The sequence below is a fragment of the Streptococcus sp. 5905 genome (assembly GCF_013276505.1).
Classification (GTDB): Bacteria; Bacillota; Bacilli; order Lactobacillales; family Streptococcaceae; genus Streptococcus.
The window spans coordinates 317,065-334,777 of the sequence record NZ_VMLC01000003.1 but is presented as its reverse complement, the minus strand read 5'-3'; the positions used below and the strand labels follow the sequence as shown (position 1 = coordinate 334,777).

The following is a 17,713-nucleotide window of genomic DNA, read 5'->3' as shown; positions in this document are numbered from 1 at the left end:
AGGAAACCTGAGAAGAGGAGGTTTTTATGAAAGCAAGCATTGCCTTGCAAGTCTTGCCCCTATCACAGGGGATTGATCGAATCGCTATTATCGATCAAGTGATTGCTTATCTGCAAGCTAAGTCCGTGACCATGGTGGTGACACCCTTTGAAACGGTTTTGGAAGGAGAGTTTGATGAGCTCATGCGCATTCTCAAAGAAGCGCTTGAAGTGGCCGGGCAGGAGGCAGATAATGTCTTTGCCAATGTCAAAATAAATGTAGGAGAGATTTTAAGTATTGATGAGAAACTTGAAAAGTATGATGAGACGACAGATTAGTCTTTTGGGATTTCTCGGAGTCTTGTCGGTCTGGCAGTTAGCGGGAATATTCAAACTTTTACCCAAGTTTATCCTGCCAACTCCTCTTGAGATTCTCCAGTCCTTTGTTCGTGACAGAGAGTTTCTCTGGCACCATAGCTGGGCGACCTTGAGAGTGGCTTTACTAGGTCTAGTTCTGGGTGTCCTGATTGCCTGTCTCATGGCTGTGCTCATGGATAGTCTAGCTTGGCTCAATGACCTCATCTATCCTATGATGGTGGTCGTCCAGACCATTCCGACCATTGCGATAGCCCCTATCTTGGTCTTGTGGCTGGGCTATGGGATTTTGCCCAAGATTGTCTTGATTATCCTGACGACAACCTTCCCGATCATTGTCAGTATTTTGGACGGTTTTAGACATTGTGACAAGGATATGCTGACCTTGTTTAGTCTGATGCGGGCCAAGCCTTGGCAAATCCTATGGCATTTTAAAATCCCGGTCAGCCTGCCCTACTTTTATGCAGGTCTGAGGGTCAGTGTCTCCTACGCCTTTATCACAACTGTGGTATCTGAGTGGTTGGGAGGTTTTGAAGGTCTTGGTGTCTACATGATTCAGTCTAAAAAACTGTTTCAGTATGATACCATGTTTGCCATTATTATTCTGGTGTCGCTTATCAGTCTTCTGGGTATGAAGCTGGTCGATATTAGTGAAAAATATGTGATTAAATGGAAACGTACTTAAAATAGAGCGTTTTTGAAAAAGAAAAGAGGAAATGAAAATGAAGAAAACATGGAAAGTGTTTTTAACGATTGTAACAGCTCTTGTAGCTGTTGTGCTTGTAGCTTGTGGTCAAGGAACTGCTTCTAAGAACAACAAAGAAGCAGAACTCAAGAAAATTGACTTTATCCTAGACTGGACGCCAAATACCAACCACACAGGGCTTTATGTAGCAAAGGAAAAAGGTTATTTCAAAGAAGCTGGAGTGGATGTTGATTTGAAATTGCCACCAGAAGAAAGTTCTTCTGATTTGGTGATCAATGGTAAGGCACCATTTGCTATCTATTTCCAAGACTACATGGCTAAGAAGTTGGAAAAAGGAGCAGGAATTACTGCCGTTGCCGCTATCGTTGAACACAATACATCAGGAATCATCTCACGTAAATCTGACAATGTCACCAGTCCAAAAGACTTGGTCGGGAAGAAATACGGAACTTGGAATGACCCAACGGAACTTGCTATGTTGAAAACCTTGGTAGAATCACAAGGTGGGGACTTTGAGAAGGTCGAAAAAGTACCAAACAACGACTCAAACTCGATTACACCGATTGCCAATGGTGTCTTTGACACTGCTTGGATCTACTACGGTTGGGACGGTATCCTTGCTAAATCTCAAGGCGTAGATGCTAACTTCATGTACTTGAAAAACTACGTAAAAGAGTTTGACTACTACTCACCAGTCATCATCGCTAACAACGACTACCTCAAAAACAACAAAGAAGAAGCTCGTAAAGTCATCCAAGCTATCAAAAAAGGCTACCAATACGCTATGGAACACCCAGAAGAAGCTGCAGATATCCTCATCAAAAATGCCCCTGAACTCAAGGAAAAACGTGACTTTGTCATCGAATCGCAAAAATACTTGTCAAAAGAATACGCAAGTGATAAGGGAAAATGGGGACAATTTGATGCAGAACGCTGGAATGCTTTCTACAAATGGGATAAAGAAAATGGCATCCTAAAAGAAGACTTGACTGACAAAGGCTTCACTAACGAATTTGTAAAATAATGACAGAAATTAGACTAGAACATGTAAGCTATGCCTACGATGATGAAAAGATTTTAGAGGATATCAACCTGCAGGTGACTTCAGGTGAAGTGGTCTCTATCCTAGGTCCCAGTGGTGTTGGAAAGACTACCCTCTTTAATCTAATCGCTGGAATTTTAGAGGTCCAGTCGGGAAGAATTGTCCTTGATGGCGAGGAAAATCCCAAGGGGCGCGTGAGTTATATGTTGCAAAAGGATCTGCTCTTGGAGCACAAGACGGTGCTTGGCAATATCATCCTGCCCCTCTTGATCCAAAAGGTCGATAAGGCAGAAGCTATTGCTCGAGCGGATGAAATCCTTGCGACCTTCCAGCTGACAGCTGTACGGGATAAGTATCCTCATGAACTCAGCGGAGGGATGCGTCAGCGTGTGGCCTTGCTCCGCACCTACCTCTTCGGGCACAAGCTCTTTCTCTTGGACGAGGCCTTTAGTGCCTTGGATGAGATGACCAAGATGGAACTTCACGCTTGGTATCTGGAGATTCACAAACAGTTGCAGCTGACGACATTGATTATTACCCACAGTATCGAGGAGGCCCTCAATCTCAGTGATCGCATCTATATCCTAAAAAATCGGCCTGGACAGATCGTCTCTGAAGTCAAACTAGATTGGTCTCAGACTGAGGACAAGGAAGTTCAAAAGATTGCCTACAAACGAAAAATATTAGCAGAATTAGGATTAGATAAGTAGAAAAATAGGGAGTCGGTGAAGATTATTCTTTACTTGCTCCCTTTTCCTTTAAAAAAATCAAAAATTTCGGTATAATAGTCAAAGATAGTCAAGGTTCAAAGAAGGAGTTTGATTTACTATGAGATTTAAAAATACATCAGATCATATCGAAGCCTATATCAAGGCAATTTTAGACCAGTCTGGTATCGTGGAATTGCAGCGGAGTCAGCTGGCGGATACCTTTCAGGTTGTGCCTAGTCAGATCAACTATGTCATCAAGACACGTTTTACTGAAAGCAGAGGTTACTTGGTTGAGAGCAAGCGTGGTGGTGGAGGCTACATTCGCATCGGGCGGATTGAGTTTTCAAATCATCATGAGATGCTCCGCGATTTGCTTTACTCGATTGGTGAGCGAGTTAGTCAGGAGATCTATGAGGATATTCTCCAGCTTTTGGTGGAGCAGGACTTGCTGACCAAGCAGGAGATGACCTTGCTGACTTCAGTAGCAACAGATCGTGTCCTAGGGGAAGAATCCTCAGTTGTCCGTGCCAATATGCTCCGACAACTATTACAAGAGGTAGATAGAAAAGAGAAGTAAGATGAACTATTCAAAAGCATTGAATGAATGTATCGAAAGTGCCTACATGGTTGCGGGCCATTTTGGAGCTCGATATCTAGAGTCTTGGCATTTATTGATTGCCATGTCCAATCACAGTTACAGTGTAGCAGGTGCCACTCTAAATGATTATCCTTATGAAATGGACCGTTTAGAAGAGGTCGCTTTGGAACTGACTGAAACGGACTATAGCCAAGATGAAACCTTTACGGAATTGCCCTTTTCCCATCGTTTGGAGGTTCTTTTTGCAGAAGCAGAGTATGTGGCCTCAGTGGTCCATGCAAAGGTGCTAGGGACAGAGCATGTATTATATGCAATCTTGCATGATGGCAATGCCTTGGCGACTCGCATCTTGGAGAGAGCAGGCTTTTCTTATGAAGACCAGAAAGATCAGGTCAGAATTGCTGCTCTTCGTCGCAATTTAGAGGAACGTGCAGGATGGACAAGAGAAGACCTCAAGGCTTTACGTCAACGCCATCGCACAGTAACTGACAAGCAAAATTCCATGGCCAATATGATGGGTATGCCTCAAGCTCAAAGTGGAGGCCTAGAGGACTACACGCATGACCTGACGGAGCAAGCGCGCTCTGGCAAGTTAGAGCCAGTTATCGGTCGAGACAAGGAAATTTCACGTATGATTCAGATTTTGAGTCGGAAGACCAAGAACAATCCGGTCTTGGTTGGAGATGCTGGTGTCGGAAAAACAGCTTTGGCACTTGGACTTGCCCAGCGTATTGCTAGTGGGGATGTACCTGCGGAAATGGCCAAGATGCGCGTGTTAGAGCTTGATTTGATGAATGTCGTTGCAGGGACACGTTTTCGTGGTGATTTTGAAGAGCGCATGAACAATATCATCAAGGATATCGAGGAAGATGGCAAAGTAATCCTCTTTATTGATGAACTTCACACCATCATGGGTTCTGGTAGCGGTATTGATTCGACTCTAGATGCGGCTAATATCTTGAAACCAGCCTTGGCTCGCGGAACTTTGAGAACAGTTGGGGCCACCACTCAGGAAGAATATCAAAAACACATCGAAAAAGATGCTGCCCTTTCTCGTCGTTTTGCCAAAGTGACGATTGAAGAGCCAAGTCTAGCTGACAGCATGACCATTTTGCAAGGTTTGAAGGCGACCTATGAGAAACATCACCGTGTGCAAATCACAGATGAAGCCGTTGAAACAGCTGTCAAGATGGCGCATCGTTACTTGACTAGTCGTCACTTACCAGACTCTGCTATCGACCTTTTGGATGAAGCGGCAGCAACAGTGCAAAACAAATCCAAGCATGTGAAAACAGACGAATCCGGTTTGAGTCCAGCTGACAAGGCTTTGATGGATGGCAAGTGGAAACAAGCTGCCCAGCTAATCGCAAAAGAAGAGGAAGTCCCTGTCTATAAAGACTTGGTAACAGAATCTGAAATTTTGACTACCTTGAGTCGCTTGTCAGGGATTCCAGTCCAAAAACTGACTCAGACTGATGCCAAGAAATATCTGAACTTGGAAGCTGAATTGCACAAACGTGTCATCGGCCAAGATCAAGCTGTTTCAAGCATTAGCCGTGCGATTCGCCGCAATCAGTCAGGAATTCGCAGTCACAAGCGTCCGATTGGTTCCTTTATGTTCCTAGGACCGACGGGAGTTGGTAAGACCGAATTGGCAAAGGCTCTGGCAGAAGTCCTCTTTGACGACGAATCAGCCCTTATCCGCTTTGATATGAGTGAGTATATGGAGAAATTCGCAGCTAGTCGTCTCAATGGAGCTCCTCCAGGCTATGTGGGCTACGAAGAAGGTGGGGAGTTGACGGAGAAGGTTCGCAACAAACCATACTCCGTTCTCCTCTTTGATGAGGTAGAGAAAGCTCACCCAGATATCTTTAATGTCCTCTTGCAGGTTCTGGACGACGGTGTCTTGACAGATAGTAAGGGACGCAAGGTTGACTTTTCAAATACCATTATCATCATGACGTCAAACCTTGGTGCGACAGCCCTTCGTGATGACAAGACGGTCGGCTTTGGAGCCAAAGATATTCGTTTTGACCAGGAAAATATGGAAAAACGCATCTTTGAAGAGTTGAAAAAAACTTATCGACCAGAGTTTATCAACCGTATTGATGAAAAGGTGGTCTTCCATAGCTTGGATAGCGAACACATGCAGGAAATTGTCAAGATCATGGTCAAACCATTGATTGCTAGCCTAGCAGAGAAGGGTATCGACTTGAAACTGCAAGCTTCGGCACTGAAGTTGCTAGCTAGTCACGGTTACAATCCAGAAATGGGAGCTCGCCCACTTCGCAGAACCCTGCAAACAGAGGTGGAAGACAAGCTAGCAGAACTCCTTCTCAAGGGAGAACTAGTAGCAGGCAAGACACTTAAGATTGGTGTCAAAGCAGGCCAGTTAAAATTTGATATTGCTTAAAAATGGAGAATCAGGAGAAGTCCTGATTCTTTTTTTGATGCCTTTTTATAAAAAATGATAAAAAACTATTGACAAAACAAAAATATAGTATATAATAAAAACATAGAAAATAAAAATATTAAAAACTATAAAAAGGTAAAACGTTTATGAAAAAGAAAACAGCAGTGGTATTTGGAACCTTTGCCCCTCTCCATCAAGGGCATATCGATCTGATTCAGCGAGCGAAGCGTCAGTGTGACCAGGTCTGGGTAGTCGTTTCAGGCTACGAGGGAGACCGAGGGGAGCAGGTAGGCTTAAGTCTTCAAAAACGATTTCGCTATATCCGAGAGGCTTTTCGTGATGACGAGTTGACCTCTGTCTGCAAGCTGGATGAGACCAATCTTCCCCGTTACCCTATGGGCTGGCAGGAGTGGTTGGACCAGATGTTAGCGGAGATTTCCTATGATGAAACCCAGCAAGAACTGACTTTCTTTGTGGGAGAAGAAGAATACCAGCAAGAACTAGCTAAACGTGGATTTGGCACTGTCTTGCAAGAAAGAAAGTTTGGTATCTCAGCGACTATGATTCGAGAAAATCCAAGCAAATATTGGAAATACATCGCTCAACCCTTCCGACGTCAGTTTACAAAGAAAGTCTTGATTATGGGAAGTGCTAGTAATGGGAAGACCACTCTAGCAAAGGATTTGGCAAGGTATTACGATGCGCCTGTTAGTCTGGAATACGCGCGTGAGTACCAGATCAAAAACAATGTCCGCGACGATGAATTGACTCCAAAGGATTACTACTATCTCCTTTTAGGGCAGTATGACCAGACCTCAAAGTTAATCGACAGCAATGCCAATCGAGGTCTAGTGATAGCCGATACCAATTCATTAGTAACCAAGGGTTACTATGACTATTACATGGAGACAGAGGACCAAGGGGACTTATCAGGAGAAACCTTTGACAATCTCTTTGCCTCTATCTTGGCCAAGGAAAAATGGGACTTGATTCTCTTTGTGCAGCCTGTTGGCTCCTATGTCAATGACGGATTTAGAGATATGACCATGGCAGAAGACCACATTCGCTACAGTTTTTCCCAGCATTTGGACCAGATGAGGGAGCGATACTTAACCACCATTCCACTAGTTTATCTAACGGAGGATTATCTAGGCAATTATGAAGCAGCAAAAGTGGCTATCGATGCCATTTACCAAGCAGATTAGGAGAAAATTATGAAAAAGCTAACTGAAAAAATCACACAATTTATCGAAAACTTTGAAAATGTCCATGCCGAAGCTCGCAAGATCGGTTTTGTAGGAATCATGCGCCTGATCTGGAAAGATCTCTTTGTCGGTCGTAGCCTTTTCCAGTGGTTATATCTTATCGCCTTGTCAAGTGTTCCCCTGATCTTGGAATTCACGCAAAATACAGAAAGTCATGACTGGCTGAGCTTGTTTGCATCTTGGACTGGGATTGTCTGTGTTATCTTGGTAGCAGAAGGGCGTGCAAGCAATTATCTCTTTGGGGCCATTAACTCTGCTATCTATTTGATTTTGGCCATGAATGCGACTTTTTATGGCGAAGTCTTGACGACCGTTTATTTCTTTGTCATGCAGCCGATTGGTCTCTATGCTTGGTTGTCCAATCGTATCAATGACCAAGGAAAACCAGAAGAATCCCACTTTGAAGCTAAGAAATTATCTGTTCTTGACTGGCTCAAGTACTTGGTCTTGACTGCTATTATCTGGATTGGCATGGGCTTGGCTTATCAAAGTATCAATAGTGCTCGCCCTTTCCGTGATAGCGTAACCGATGCGACCAATGGTGTTGGTCAGCTTTTGATGACACGTCTCTATCGTGAGCAATGGATTTTCTGGATTGCCACCAATCTCTTTAGTATCTACCTCTGGTGGGGTGAAAATATTCACATCCAAGGTATGTACTGGGTTTACACACTCAATAGTCTAGTGGGATGGTACCAATGGACCAAGGCAGTTCGAAAGGAGGCTTAAAATGGTAGACACGAAGATTTCAGCAGAGATGACGGAAAAAGAATATTATGAAATCCATGCCAGTCAGGCGGAGTTTTTAGACTGGTACTACAAACAGGAACTCCCTCAATATGAAAAACCAAGTGTGACAGTAGATATGGTGGCTTACTGCTTTGTCGAAGGAAAGATCAAGCTCCTGCTGATTCGTCGCAAGGCCCACCCTTATCAAAACTGTTTAGCTCTGGTTGGAGGCTTTATGGATAAGGGAGAGGATGCTGCGCATGCCTGTCAACGCGAGGTGAGAGAAGAAGTCAATCTCGATCTTCCTTTAGAAAAAATCGAGCAATTGATGACAGTTTCGACTCCCGGTCGTGATCCACGTGGCTGGACGGTGACCATTGCCCACTTGGTTTATCTGCCTAGTCGCGCATTAGACCTTGTTCAAGCAGGAGACGATGCCAAGGATGTGGTTTTTGTAGATGTCGATTTTCAGACAGGCAAGTGCTTCTTAGAGGGAGTAGAGTTGGAGGAAAGTGCCTTCGCCTTTGACCATTATGCTATTATCCAAGAGTCTATCAAACGAATCCAAGGCCGTCTCGACTGGAACCCAACCTTTCTCTATCTGCTGGAGGAGGAGTTCACTGTCTACGAAGGAACTGAACTGGTCAATCTCATCAACCCAGGTCGCCCAATCGTCAGCAATAACTTTCTCGTAAAATATGGCGAATATGTAGAAGAAGTCGGACTCAAACGAGTTCCTAAAAAGAAACCAAGAAAAACCTATCGATTGAAATAAAGAGGTTGGGACCAAAATCCCGACCTCTTTGTTTGTCCTTAATTAGATTGCTTTTCTGTTGCGACTGTTTTTATGAATGGCTATCTTTCTTAGAATTGCTCAACATGTGAGTAAAGAAGTCTTTGTATCGATACTTGAGATAATTCTCATGAAAAAATAACAAGGCGATATAGACAATCATAAAGATCATCGTCAGATAAAACACATCAAATGCGGTTCGCGAATAGTAAGTGGCTGTTTGATAAGAACCAATAGCTCCCAAAATCAACCAAGGAAGATACTTGAAATACTTGTTTGTCACAAGAATCTACCTCCTATTTCAATAGTATTGTAGACCTTTTTAGAACAATGCAAGCGATTATAAAAGTAAGATGTAAAAAATGACTCTAATCTAGGAAATTTTTCTATTTTTTCGTTTCGATTACGAATAGAAATAGTAGAGAAAACAATTTTTAAAATAGTTTCTCTAAATAGTTGACAGATTCAAGGTCTAATGTTACAATTATGTTACAAAAAGATTTCTTAATATTTCAAAAATGTTACAAAGGAGTAGAAGAATGAAAAAGAAAACCTATATCAAATTGATGGCAGCGACTGTATTGGCTTCTACCTTGCTACTGGGAGCTTGTGGAAATAAAAACGAAACTACTCAAACCAGCAGCTCTGCCAAGACAAGCCAATCATCAAGTTCTAAGGCGGCTTCTTCTAGCAAAGAAAGCAAGACTCAAAAATCTTCAAGCTCAGCTTCATCTGAAAAAGCTCAAGCATCTTCTGACCAGTCTTCTACAACAGCAGATCAATCACAAGCGAAACCAGCCCCTGAATCAAGACAAGAACAAGCAACTCCTAGTCAACCAGCCCCTTCTCAGGCTCCGTCAACTCAACAAGGTTCTCAAGCCCAGTCTAACCAGTCAAGCTATGATCCGACAACTGACCGCAAACTTCAAGACAAGCAAGCAGAACACAACAAACGCTACAAGGGAGTTTTAACCATGGTGGATGGTGACTTCTCAGCTGCAGCGGGCAACTGGAAGGGAGCGAATGGCGAAGCCATTACGGTTTCATCAGGGGGGCAATTCACAGTAGAAACTGCAGATGGAAAGAAAGAAAACTATTCTATCAGAGGTTACTCTTACACTCTTGATGATGGTAAGTATAATGCCAAAATCGGTGGGGGAAAAATCATCCAAATTACAACAGGTGCGGATGGTAAAGTTTCGAGCGTTGCCGTGATTCAATAATAAAATTTGGTGTTTTAACTTTTACTAGAAATCGTGCTGTAAAAGAGTGAGCCAACTGTTTTTCACTTAGTTTCTCCAAGAGAAAGTGGTATAATAAAAAAACCAAAGGAAAACGAGTGATAGTACATGGCGGATAAATTAATCTTACCTCAAAACACACGATTGATGGGAGTATTTCTTGGGTTTGTAGGTGGTTCTTTGGATGTGTTTTGCCATATTCAATACCATAGTTTGGTAGCGACACAGACAGGGAATATTCTCCTACTTATATCTGATTGGCACGACTCAAATGTCATCAATACGATGCTACGATTCTGCTCAATTATTTTCTTTTCTCTAGGATTTCTGTTTGCATTGCACATGAAAGAATACCGCAAAACGGCCTACTGGCGGGTTAAGATGCTGCTCCCCTTATTTATCGGGACCCTTATTTTGCCTTTCTTTTCACGATTTCCTCTATTAGAAGTCCCTTTCATTGCTTTTGGAACAGGAATGATGATGCTAACATTTACGGGTAGTTTGATTGAAGATCATCCCTATGTCATTTTTATGACGTCTGGAAATTACCGAAAGATGTTGACCGCTTTGTATCGCATTGCTAGAAGAGAAGGAAATATCCAAGAATACCGTCGTCAAGCCTTAAATTATGGGATTGTTGTGGGAAGTTTCATAGTGGGGGCAATCAGCTTGGCTGTATTGATGCATTTTCTTCATGAATGGTCTGTTTGGATTATCAGTCTCAATTTGTTTTTGATCATGTCCTACTATATAGCTAGAGTGAAGCAATTAGATTTACAAGATGAAAACATATAAAAAACGGCAAGACTCATTTTTGAGCTTTGCCGTTTTTGTAAGTTGTAGATGTGAGACTATGCTTTGTCTAGTTGTAAGAGGGCTTCAATCTCTGCCAGGGTGCTAGCTTGGGAGATGGCTCCACGAAGTTTGGCTGCACCAGATGTACCACGAAGATAGTGAGGAGCGAGGCCACGGAATTCACGGACTGCAATTTTTTCTCCTTTGAGGCTAATCAAGCGTTTTAAGTGTTCGTAGGCGATTTTCATCTTATCCTCAAAGGTCAAATCAGGAAGGATTTCTCCCGTTTCAAAATAGTGATTGATCTGGTTGAAGAGGTAGGGATTTCCCATGGCTGCGCGACCAATCATAACGGCATCAGCCCCGACTTCTTCGATGCGTTGTTTAGCGTCTTGAACCGTACGGATGTCACCGTTGGCGATAAATGGAATCTTGGTCAAAGCTTGAGCTACGTCGTGCAAGGTCTCAAGGTCAGCATGGCCAGTGTACATTTGTTCGCGAGTACGTCCATGCATAGCGAGGGCAGAGACACCAGCAGCCTCAGCGGCGAGAGCATTCTCCACGGCTAAGGATGAATCAGACCAGCCTGTGCGCATTTTGACGGTGAGGGGGATATCAAGGACAGATTGGACCTTGTTGATAATAGAGTAGATCTTATCTGGATCCTTGAGCCACATAGCACCAGCTTCGTTCTTCACGATTTTGTTAACTGGGCAGCCCATGTTGATATCGACGATATCGGTCTTGGTGTTTTCTTGGATGAATTCTGCTGCGCGTGCGAGACTGTCTTCATCGCTACCAAAAAGTTGGATAGAAACAGGGTTTTCGCCTTCATCGATATGAAGCATGTGCAGGGTTTTTTCGTTGTTGTATTGGATTCCCTTGTCAGAGACCATTTCCATTACAACGAGTCCAGCTCCGAGCTCTTTTGCGATGGTACGAAAGGCTGAGTTGGTGACACCAGCCATGGGTGCTAAAACAGTACGATTGGGAATCTCAACATTGCCAATCATAAAAGGTGTATTAAGATTTGTCACGAATGAGTTCCTCCAGGTCATTTTCATCAAAGTTATAAGTTGTTTGGCAGAATTGACAAGTGATTTCTGCCCCGTGGTCTTCCTCTTTCATTTCCTCCAGGTCTGAATTTGGAAGGCTAGCAAGAGTGTTCAAAAAGCGATCTTTGCTGCAGTCACATTGGAAACGGATTTCTTCTTCAGATAGGCGTTTGTAGGATTCGTCGCCGTAGATAGCCTTGAGAAGGGCTTCGATATGGTCGTCGCTTTCTAGAAGTGTCGAGATAGCTGGCATTTCTTGGATGCGTTTCTCAAAGCGAGCAATCTCTTCTTCCTTGGCTCCTGGCAATACTTGGACTAGGAAACCACCTGCAACCTTGACCTTGTCTTCCTCGTCCAAAAGGACATTGAGGCCGACTGCTGAAGGTGTTTGTTGGCTTTCAGTCAGGTAATAGGCCAAGTCTTCACCGATCTCCCCAGAGATGAGAGGAGTCATGGAGTTGTAGGGATTTCCAGTACCGTAGTCAGTGATAACGAGAAATTGACCATTTCCGACAAAAGGTCCGACAAGGACTTCACCAGTTGCAGTCTTTCTGATGTCAACACCTGGATTTTGCACGTAGCCTTTGACGTTGCCCTTGGTATCTGCGACCGTGATGATAGCGCCGAAAGAGCTCGTTCCAAGAACTTTAACCGTTAGCTTGGTATTTCCTTTTTCATTGGCTGCGAGAATTTGGCTAGCGATAAGGGTACGACCAAGTGCGACAGTTGAACTGGCTTGAGTTTGATGTTTTTCCTGAGCAGTGCGGACGGTTTCTGTGCTATCAAGGACGAAAGCACGAAAGGCTCCGCTTTCTGATATTGTTTTAATAATTTTATCCATAGCTACTATTTTAGCATAAAAATGCCCAAAGGGGGAGTCGTGTGTTTGCTGTTTCTGTGGAATAAGGACGAGGAAATCGGCTTTAAAATAAAATGAGAAACAGATTATTTCCGCATTTCTAAGATTTATGCTATTCTTGAAGGAGAAAATGAAAGGGGTAACAAATGTATTTAGGTGATTTGATGGAAAAAGCCGAATCTGGTCAATTTTTAGTCCTTTCCTTTCTATTACAAGATTCGCAGACAACAGTCAAGGAAACCATGGAAGAAACAGGTTTTTCAAAGGCGACTCTAATCAAGTACATCTCTCTGATTAACGAAAATGCCTTGGAAAGAGGGTTGGAGCTGACCATCCACTTGGAAGATGAAAATCTGCGTTTGTCGATTGGTACAGCTACCAAGGGGAGAGAGATTCGGAGCTTGTTTCTAGACAATGCCATTAAGTACCAAATTTTGGTTTACCTTCTTTATCACCAACAGTTTCTAGCTCATCAGTTGGCTCAAGAATTGATGATTAGCGAGGCCACGCTTGGTCGTCACTTAGCTAGTCTAAATCAGATTTTGTCAGAGTTTGACTTATCCATCCAAAATGGTCGTTGGCGAGGTCCAGAGCATCAGATTCGTTACTTTTATTTCTGCCTTTTCCGCAAGGTCTGGTCCAGTCAGAAGTGGGAAAGTCATATGCAGAAAGCTGAGAGAAAGCAGGATATTGCTACCCTAGAAGAAATCTGCGGTGCCAGCTTGTCTTCGGGTCAGAAATTAGACTTGGTTCTCTGGACTCACATCAGTCAACAACGCCTTCGAGCTAACGCTTGTCAATTTCAGGTTATAGAAGAAAAAATGCGGGGCTATTTTGACAATATTTTCTACCTTCGTCTACTTGGCAAGGCTTCTTCTTTTTTTGGTGGGCAGCACATTCCTCTAGGAACTGAGGATGGGGAGATGATGATTTTCTTCTCTTTCCTCTTGTCTCATCGCATTTTGCCCCTTCATACCATGGAGTACATTCTTGGATTTGGGGGAGAACTTGTGGCTTTACTGACACAAATGATCCAGGAAATGAAGAAGGAGGAGCTGCTGGGGGACTACACAGAGGACCATGTCACCTATGAACTCAGCCAGCTTTGTAGTCAAGTTTATCTCTATAAGGGCTATATTTTACAAGATCAGTACAGATACCAGACAGAGAATCGCCATCCTTATTTGCTGATGGAACATGATTTTAAAGGGACTGCAGAGAGAATTTTTTATATCTTGCCAGCCTTTCAGCAGGGGACCGATTTGGATAAAAAAATCCTCTGGGAATGGCTCCAGTTGATCGAGTATATGGCAGAAAATGGTGGCCAACATCTGAGAATAGGGTTAGATCTAACAGCAGGCTTCCTTGTTTTTTCGAGAATGTCGGCCCTTTTAAAACGATATTTGGAGTACAATCGCTTCATTACTATTGAAGCATTTGACTCTTCTAGTCATTATGATTTGTTGATTACAAACAATCCAATTTCCAAGAAAGAACAAACACCTATCTACTACTTGAAAAATGATTTGGATATGGAAGATTTGGTAGCAATTCGTCAGATGCTATTTGCCTAAAAGACCTGAATTTTCAGGTCTTTTTTGTGAAATTCGCACAATCTCCTCACTTTTTTTTAAAATTTTAAAAAAATTGATAAACAAGAAAGCGCTTTATTTTGTATACTAGTTACTGTAAAGAGGAACCCCCCTCAAGATTTTATCAGGAGGACAGCACATGTCACAAGAAAAATACATCATGGCTATTGACCAAGGAACTACTAGTTCTCGTGCCATCATTTTTAACAAAAAAGGAGAAAAGGTCAGCTCTAGTCAAAAAGAGTTCACTCAGATTTTCCCTCAAGCAGGTTGGGTAGAGCACAATGCAAATGAAATTTGGAACTCTGTTCAGTCAGTTATTGCGGGTGCTTTCATCGAAAGTGGTGTGAAACCAAGTCAAATCGAGGCAATCGGAATTACCAACCAACGTGAAACAACTGTCGTCTGGGATAAGAAAACAGGGCTCCCTATCTATAATGCTATCGTTTGGCAATCACGCCAAACTGCTCCTCTGGCTGAACAACTGAAAAGTCAAGGCTATGTGGAAAAATTCCATGAAAAGACTGGTTTGATCATCGATGCTTACTTCTCTGCTACCAAGGTTCGTTGGATTTTGGACCATGTAGAAGGCGCTCAAGAGCGAGCTGAAAAGGGTGAATTGCTCTTTGGTACCATTGATACTTGGTTGGTTTGGAAATTGACTGACGGCGCAGCTCACGTGACCGACTATTCAAACGCAGCTCGTACCATGCTCTATAACATCAAGGATCTTAAATGGGATGATGAGATTTTAGAAATCCTTAATATTCCTAAGGCCATGCTTCCAGAAGTCCGTTCTAACTCTGAAATCTATGGCAAGACTGCTCCATTCCATTTCTACGGTGGAGAAGTACCAATCTCTGGTATGGCTGGTGACCAACAAGCAGCCCTCTTTGGTCAGTTGGCTTTTGATCCTGGTATGGTTAAAAATACCTATGGAACTGGTTCTTTCATCATCATGAACACTGGTGAAGAGATGCAGTTGTCTGAAAACAACCTTTTGACAACGATTGGTTATGGTATTAACGGCAAGGTTTACTATGCTTTGGAAGGTTCTATCTTCATCGCTGGAAGTGCCATTCAATGGCTTCGTGATGGTCTTCGCATGGTAGAAAACTCACCAGAGTCTGAAAAATATGCTCTCAATTCTCACAACAATGACGAGGTCTATGTCGTACCAGCCTTTACAGGTCTAGGGGCACCTTACTGGAACCAAAACGCTCGAGGCTCTGTCTTTGGCTTGACTCGTGGAACAACTAAAGAAGACTTTATCAAGGCAACTCTTCAATCTATCGCTTATCAAGTGCGTGACATCATCGACACCATGCAAGTGGATGCTCAGACAGCTATCCAAGTCTTGAAGGTGGATGGTGGTGCAGCCATGAACAACTTCCTCATGCAGTTCCAAGCTGACATCTTGGGAATCGATATCGCACGCGCCAAAAATTTGGAAACAACAGCTCTAGGGGCAGCCTTCCTAGCTGGTTTGGCAGTGGGTTACTGGAAGGACTTGGATGAGTTGAAACTCTTGAATGAGACAGGAGAACTCTTTGAGCCATCTATGAACGAATCTCGCAAGGAACAACTCTACAAGGGTTGGAAGAAGGCTGTGAAAGCAACGCAAGTCTTTGCGGAAATCGACGACTAATACGGTTTCTTGATGCAATTATCAGTTTAAGAATGAAACGACTCAGTTAGAAAGTGTGTAAATATGGAATTTTCAAAGAAAACACGTGAATTGTCAATTAAAAAAATGCAGGAACGCACCTTGGATCTCTTGATTATTGGTGGAGGGATTACAGGGGCTGGTGTAGCCTTGCAGGCTGCAGCCAGCGGTCTTGACACAGGTTTGATTGAAATGCAAGACTTCGCAGAAGGAACATCCAGCCGTTCAACAAAATTGGTTCACGGAGGTCTGCGTTACCTCAAACAATTCGACGTAGAAGTGGTATCAGATACAGTTTCTGAACGTGCGGTGGTTCAACAAATCGCTCCACATATTCCAAAACCAGATCCAATGCTCTTGCCAGTTTACGATGAAGATGGAGCGACCTTTAGCCTCTTCCGTCTCAAAGTAGCCATGGACTTGTACGACCTTTTGGCAGGTGTTAGCAACACGCCAGCTGCTAACAAGGTCTTGAGCAAAGAAGAAGTCTTGGAACGCCAGCCAAACTTGAAGAAAGAAGGCTTGGTAGGAGGTGGAGTTTACCTTGACTTCCGTAATAACGATGCGCGTCTCGTGATTGAAAATATCAAACGTGCCAACCAAGACGGTGCCCTCATTGCCAACCACGTTAAGGCAGAAGGTTTCCTCTTTGACGAAAGTGGCAAGATTACAGGTGTTGTAGCTCGTGATTTGTTGACAGACCAAGTCTTTGAAATCAAGGCTCGTTTGGTTATCAACACGACAGGTCCTTGGAGTGACAAGGTACGTAATTTGTCTAATAAGGGAACGCAATTCTCACAAATGCGTCCAACTAAGGGAGTTCACTTGGTGGTTGACTCTAGTAAGATCAAGGTTTCACAGCCAGTTTACTTTGACACAGGCTTGGGAGATGGCCGTATGGTCTTTGTTCTCCCACGTGAAAACAAGACTTACTTTGGTACAACCGATACAGACTACACAGGTGATTTGGAACATCCAAAAGTGACGCAGGAAGATGTAGATTATCTACTTGGCATTGTCAACAACCGCTTCCCAGAAGCCAACATCACGATTGACGATATCGAAAGCAGCTGGGCAGGTCTTCGTCCATTGATAGCAGGCAATAGCGCTTCGGACTACAATGGTGGAAATAACGGAACCATTAGCGATGAGAGCTTTAATAGTTTGATTGCGACTGTCGAGGCTTATCTCTCTAAAGAAAAATCGCGTGAAGATGTTGAGTCTGCTGTCAGCAAGCTTGAAAGCAGCACCTCTGAGAAACATTTGGACCCATCTGCAGTTTCTCGTGGTTCGAGCTTGGATCGTGATGACAATGGTCTTTTGACCCTTGCTGGTGGTAAAATCACAGACTACCGTAAAATGGCTGAAGGAGCTATGGAGCGCGTGGTTGATATCCTTAAAGCAGAATTTGACCGTAGCTTTAAACTGATCAACTCTAAGACATACCCTGTTTCAGGTGGAGAATTGAATCCAGCAAATGTGGACTCTGAAATTGAAGCCTTTGCTCAACTTGGAGTGTCACGTGGATTGGATAGCAAGGAAGCCCACTATCTCGCAAATCTTTACGGCTCCAATGCACCGAAGGTCTTTGCCCTTGCTCACAGCTTGGAACAAGCGCCAGGACTCAGCTTGGCAGATACCTTGTCCCTTCACTATGCAATGCGCAATGAGTTGGCTCTGAGCCCAGTTGACTTCCTCCTTCGCCGTACCAACCACATGCTCTTTATGCGTGATAGTTTGGATAGCATTGTGGAGCCAGTTCTGGATGAAATGGGACGATTCTATGACTGGTCTGATGAAGAAAAAGCAACTTACCGTGCGGATGTCGAAGCAGCTCTTGCTCAAAATGATCTAGCAGCATTGAAAAATTAAGAAAAACTAGAAAAGAGGGAGGCA

At 43.4% G+C, this 17,713-nt stretch carries 17 protein-coding genes; 14 read left to right on the top strand and 3 right to left on the bottom strand.

Features of this window, described 5'->3' with window-relative positions:
- The first annotated feature begins 26 nt into the window (after window positions 1-26).
- From HT680_RS07235 to HT680_RS07195, 9 genes are all read left to right on the top strand, one after another.
- Entirely contained in the window at window positions 27-317 is a 291-nt protein-coding gene (locus HT680_RS07235) for a thiamine-binding protein (RefSeq protein WP_173259306.1), read from the top strand.
- On the top strand, window positions 280-1,038 hold the full coding sequence (locus HT680_RS07230) for an ABC transporter permease (RefSeq protein WP_173259304.1): 759 nt from the start codon (window positions 280-282) through the stop codon (window positions 1,036-1,038). The genes HT680_RS07235 and HT680_RS07230 overlap by 38 nt, the downstream gene beginning before the upstream one ends.
- A gap of 37 nt (window positions 1,039-1,075) precedes the next feature.
- Window positions 1,076-2,083 (top strand): ABC transporter substrate-binding protein, encoded by a 1,008-nt coding sequence (locus HT680_RS07225; protein WP_173259302.1) that lies wholly within the window; start codon window positions 1,076-1,078, stop codon window positions 2,081-2,083.
- On the top strand, window positions 2,083-2,811 hold the full coding sequence (locus HT680_RS07220; RefSeq protein WP_173259300.1) for an ABC transporter ATP-binding protein: 729 nt from the start codon (window positions 2,083-2,085) through the stop codon (window positions 2,809-2,811). Before HT680_RS07225 ends, HT680_RS07220 begins: the two co-directional genes overlap by 1 nt.
- Window positions 2,812-2,929: 118 nt before the next feature.
- Window positions 2,930-3,388 carry a CtsR family transcriptional regulator gene (locus HT680_RS07215; RefSeq protein WP_173259298.1) on the top strand — a complete coding sequence of 153 codons (459 nt, stop codon included), beginning with the start codon at window positions 2,930-2,932 and terminating at the stop codon, window positions 3,386-3,388.
- 1 nt (window position 3,389) lies between these two features.
- A complete protein-coding gene (locus tag HT680_RS07210) occupies window positions 3,390-5,822 on the top strand; it encodes an ATP-dependent Clp protease ATP-binding subunit (protein ID WP_173259296.1) in 2,433 nt (810 codons plus the stop codon).
- 146 nt (window positions 5,823-5,968) lie between these two features.
- Window positions 5,969-7,027: an AAA family ATPase gene (locus tag HT680_RS07205; RefSeq protein ID WP_173259294.1), complete on the top strand. Its 1,059-nt coding sequence runs from the start codon at window positions 5,969-5,971 to the stop codon at window positions 7,025-7,027.
- Window positions 7,028-7,036: 9 nt separating this feature from the next.
- Entirely contained in the window at window positions 7,037-7,816 is a 780-nt protein-coding gene (pnuC, locus tag HT680_RS07200) for a nicotinamide riboside transporter PnuC (protein WP_173259292.1), read from the top strand.
- A gap of 1 nt (window position 7,817) precedes the next feature.
- On the top strand, window positions 7,818-8,591 hold the full coding sequence (locus HT680_RS07195; RefSeq protein ID WP_173259289.1) for an NUDIX hydrolase: 774 nt from the start codon (window positions 7,818-7,820) through the stop codon (window positions 8,589-8,591).
- A 70-nt stretch (window positions 8,592-8,661) separates the two neighbouring features.
- Here HT680_RS07195 and HT680_RS07190 read toward each other — a convergent pair whose 3' ends face one another.
- Complete coding sequence (locus HT680_RS07190) at window positions 8,662-8,892, bottom strand: hypothetical protein (protein WP_173259287.1); 231 nt, start codon at window positions 8,890-8,892, stop codon at window positions 8,662-8,664.
- Between the two features lie 256 nt (window positions 8,893-9,148).
- Between HT680_RS07190 and HT680_RS07185 the strand changes: the two genes are divergently transcribed.
- Together HT680_RS07185 and HT680_RS07180 are read left to right on the top strand one after the other, a co-directional pair.
- Window positions 9,149-9,832 (top strand): hypothetical protein, encoded by a 684-nt coding sequence (locus tag HT680_RS07185; RefSeq protein ID WP_173259285.1) that lies wholly within the window; start codon window positions 9,149-9,151, stop codon window positions 9,830-9,832.
- 126 nt (window positions 9,833-9,958) lie between these two features.
- Window positions 9,959-10,645, top strand: coding sequence for a YoaK family protein (locus HT680_RS07180; protein WP_061418666.1), 687 nt, complete (start codon window positions 9,959-9,961; stop codon window positions 10,643-10,645).
- Window positions 10,646-10,701: 56 nt separating this feature from the next.
- Here the strand turns inward: HT680_RS07180 and dusB are convergent, their stop codons facing one another.
- Both dusB and hslO read right to left on the bottom strand, forming a co-directional pair.
- Window positions 10,702-11,682, bottom strand: a complete 981-nt coding sequence (gene dusB, locus HT680_RS07175) for a tRNA dihydrouridine synthase DusB (protein WP_038804747.1) — start codon at window positions 11,680-11,682, stop codon at window positions 10,702-10,704.
- Window positions 11,669-12,541: an Hsp33 family molecular chaperone HslO gene (hslO, locus tag HT680_RS07170; protein WP_173259283.1), complete on the bottom strand. Its 873-nt coding sequence runs from the start codon at window positions 12,539-12,541 to the stop codon at window positions 11,669-11,671. Before hslO ends, dusB begins: the two co-directional genes overlap by 14 nt.
- Before the next feature lie 164 nt (window positions 12,542-12,705).
- Between hslO and HT680_RS07165 the strand changes: the two genes are divergently transcribed.
- The 3 genes from HT680_RS07165 to glpO all read left to right on the top strand — a co-directional run bounded on the left by HT680_RS07165 (window position 12,706) and on the right by glpO (window position 17,689).
- Entirely contained in the window at window positions 12,706-14,133 is a 1,428-nt protein-coding gene (locus HT680_RS07165) for a helix-turn-helix domain-containing protein (RefSeq protein ID WP_173259281.1), read from the top strand.
- A 157-nt stretch (window positions 14,134-14,290) separates the two neighbouring features.
- The gene (gene glpK / locus HT680_RS07160; protein WP_173259278.1) at window positions 14,291-15,799 is read left to right on the top strand and encodes a glycerol kinase GlpK; all 1,509 of its coding nucleotides are present in this window, start codon (window positions 14,291-14,293) and stop codon (window positions 15,797-15,799) included.
- A gap of 63 nt (window positions 15,800-15,862) precedes the next feature.
- A complete protein-coding gene (glpO, locus tag HT680_RS07155; RefSeq protein ID WP_173259276.1) occupies window positions 15,863-17,689 on the top strand; it encodes a type 1 glycerol-3-phosphate oxidase in 1,827 nt (608 codons plus the stop codon).
- The last annotated feature ends 24 nt before the right edge of the window (window positions 17,690-17,713 follow it).

Bases quoted from the DNA above. Each gene is read 5' to 3' on its own strand.
- glpO (WP_173259276.1), top strand. From the start codon at position 15,863: ATGGAATTTTCAAAGAAAACACGTGAATTGTCAATTAAAAAAATGCAG.
- HT680_RS07195 (WP_173259289.1), top strand. From the start codon at position 7,818: ATGGTAGACACGAAGATTTCAGCAGAGATGACGGAAAAAGAATATTAT.
- HT680_RS07185 (WP_173259285.1), top strand. From the start codon at position 9,149: ATGAAAAAGAAAACCTATATCAAATTGATGGCAGCGACTGTATTGGCT.
- HT680_RS07205 (WP_173259294.1), top strand. From the start codon at position 5,969: ATGAAAAAGAAAACAGCAGTGGTATTTGGAACCTTTGCCCCTCTCCAT.
- HT680_RS07210 (WP_173259296.1), top strand. From the start codon at position 3,390: ATGAACTATTCAAAAGCATTGAATGAATGTATCGAAAGTGCCTACATG.
- HT680_RS07220 (WP_173259300.1), top strand. From the start codon at position 2,083: ATGACAGAAATTAGACTAGAACATGTAAGCTATGCCTACGATGATGAA.
- HT680_RS07230 (WP_173259304.1), top strand. From the start codon at position 280: ATGAGAAACTTGAAAAGTATGATGAGACGACAGATTAGTCTTTTGGGA.
- pnuC (WP_173259292.1), top strand. From the start codon at position 7,037: ATGAAAAAGCTAACTGAAAAAATCACACAATTTATCGAAAACTTTGAA.
- HT680_RS07225 (WP_173259302.1), top strand. From the start codon at position 1,076: ATGAAGAAAACATGGAAAGTGTTTTTAACGATTGTAACAGCTCTTGTA.
- hslO (WP_173259283.1), bottom strand. From the start codon at position 12,541: ATGGATAAAATTATTAAAACAATATCAGAAAGCGGAGCCTTTCGTGCT.
- HT680_RS07165 (WP_173259281.1), top strand. From the start codon at position 12,706: ATGTATTTAGGTGATTTGATGGAAAAAGCCGAATCTGGTCAATTTTTA.
- glpK (WP_173259278.1), top strand. From the start codon at position 14,291: ATGTCACAAGAAAAATACATCATGGCTATTGACCAAGGAACTACTAGT.
- HT680_RS07215 (WP_173259298.1), top strand. From the start codon at position 2,930: ATGAGATTTAAAAATACATCAGATCATATCGAAGCCTATATCAAGGCA.
- HT680_RS07235 (WP_173259306.1), top strand. From the start codon at position 27: ATGAAAGCAAGCATTGCCTTGCAAGTCTTGCCCCTATCACAGGGGATT.
- HT680_RS07180 (WP_061418666.1), top strand. From the start codon at position 9,959: ATGGCGGATAAATTAATCTTACCTCAAAACACACGATTGATGGGAGTA.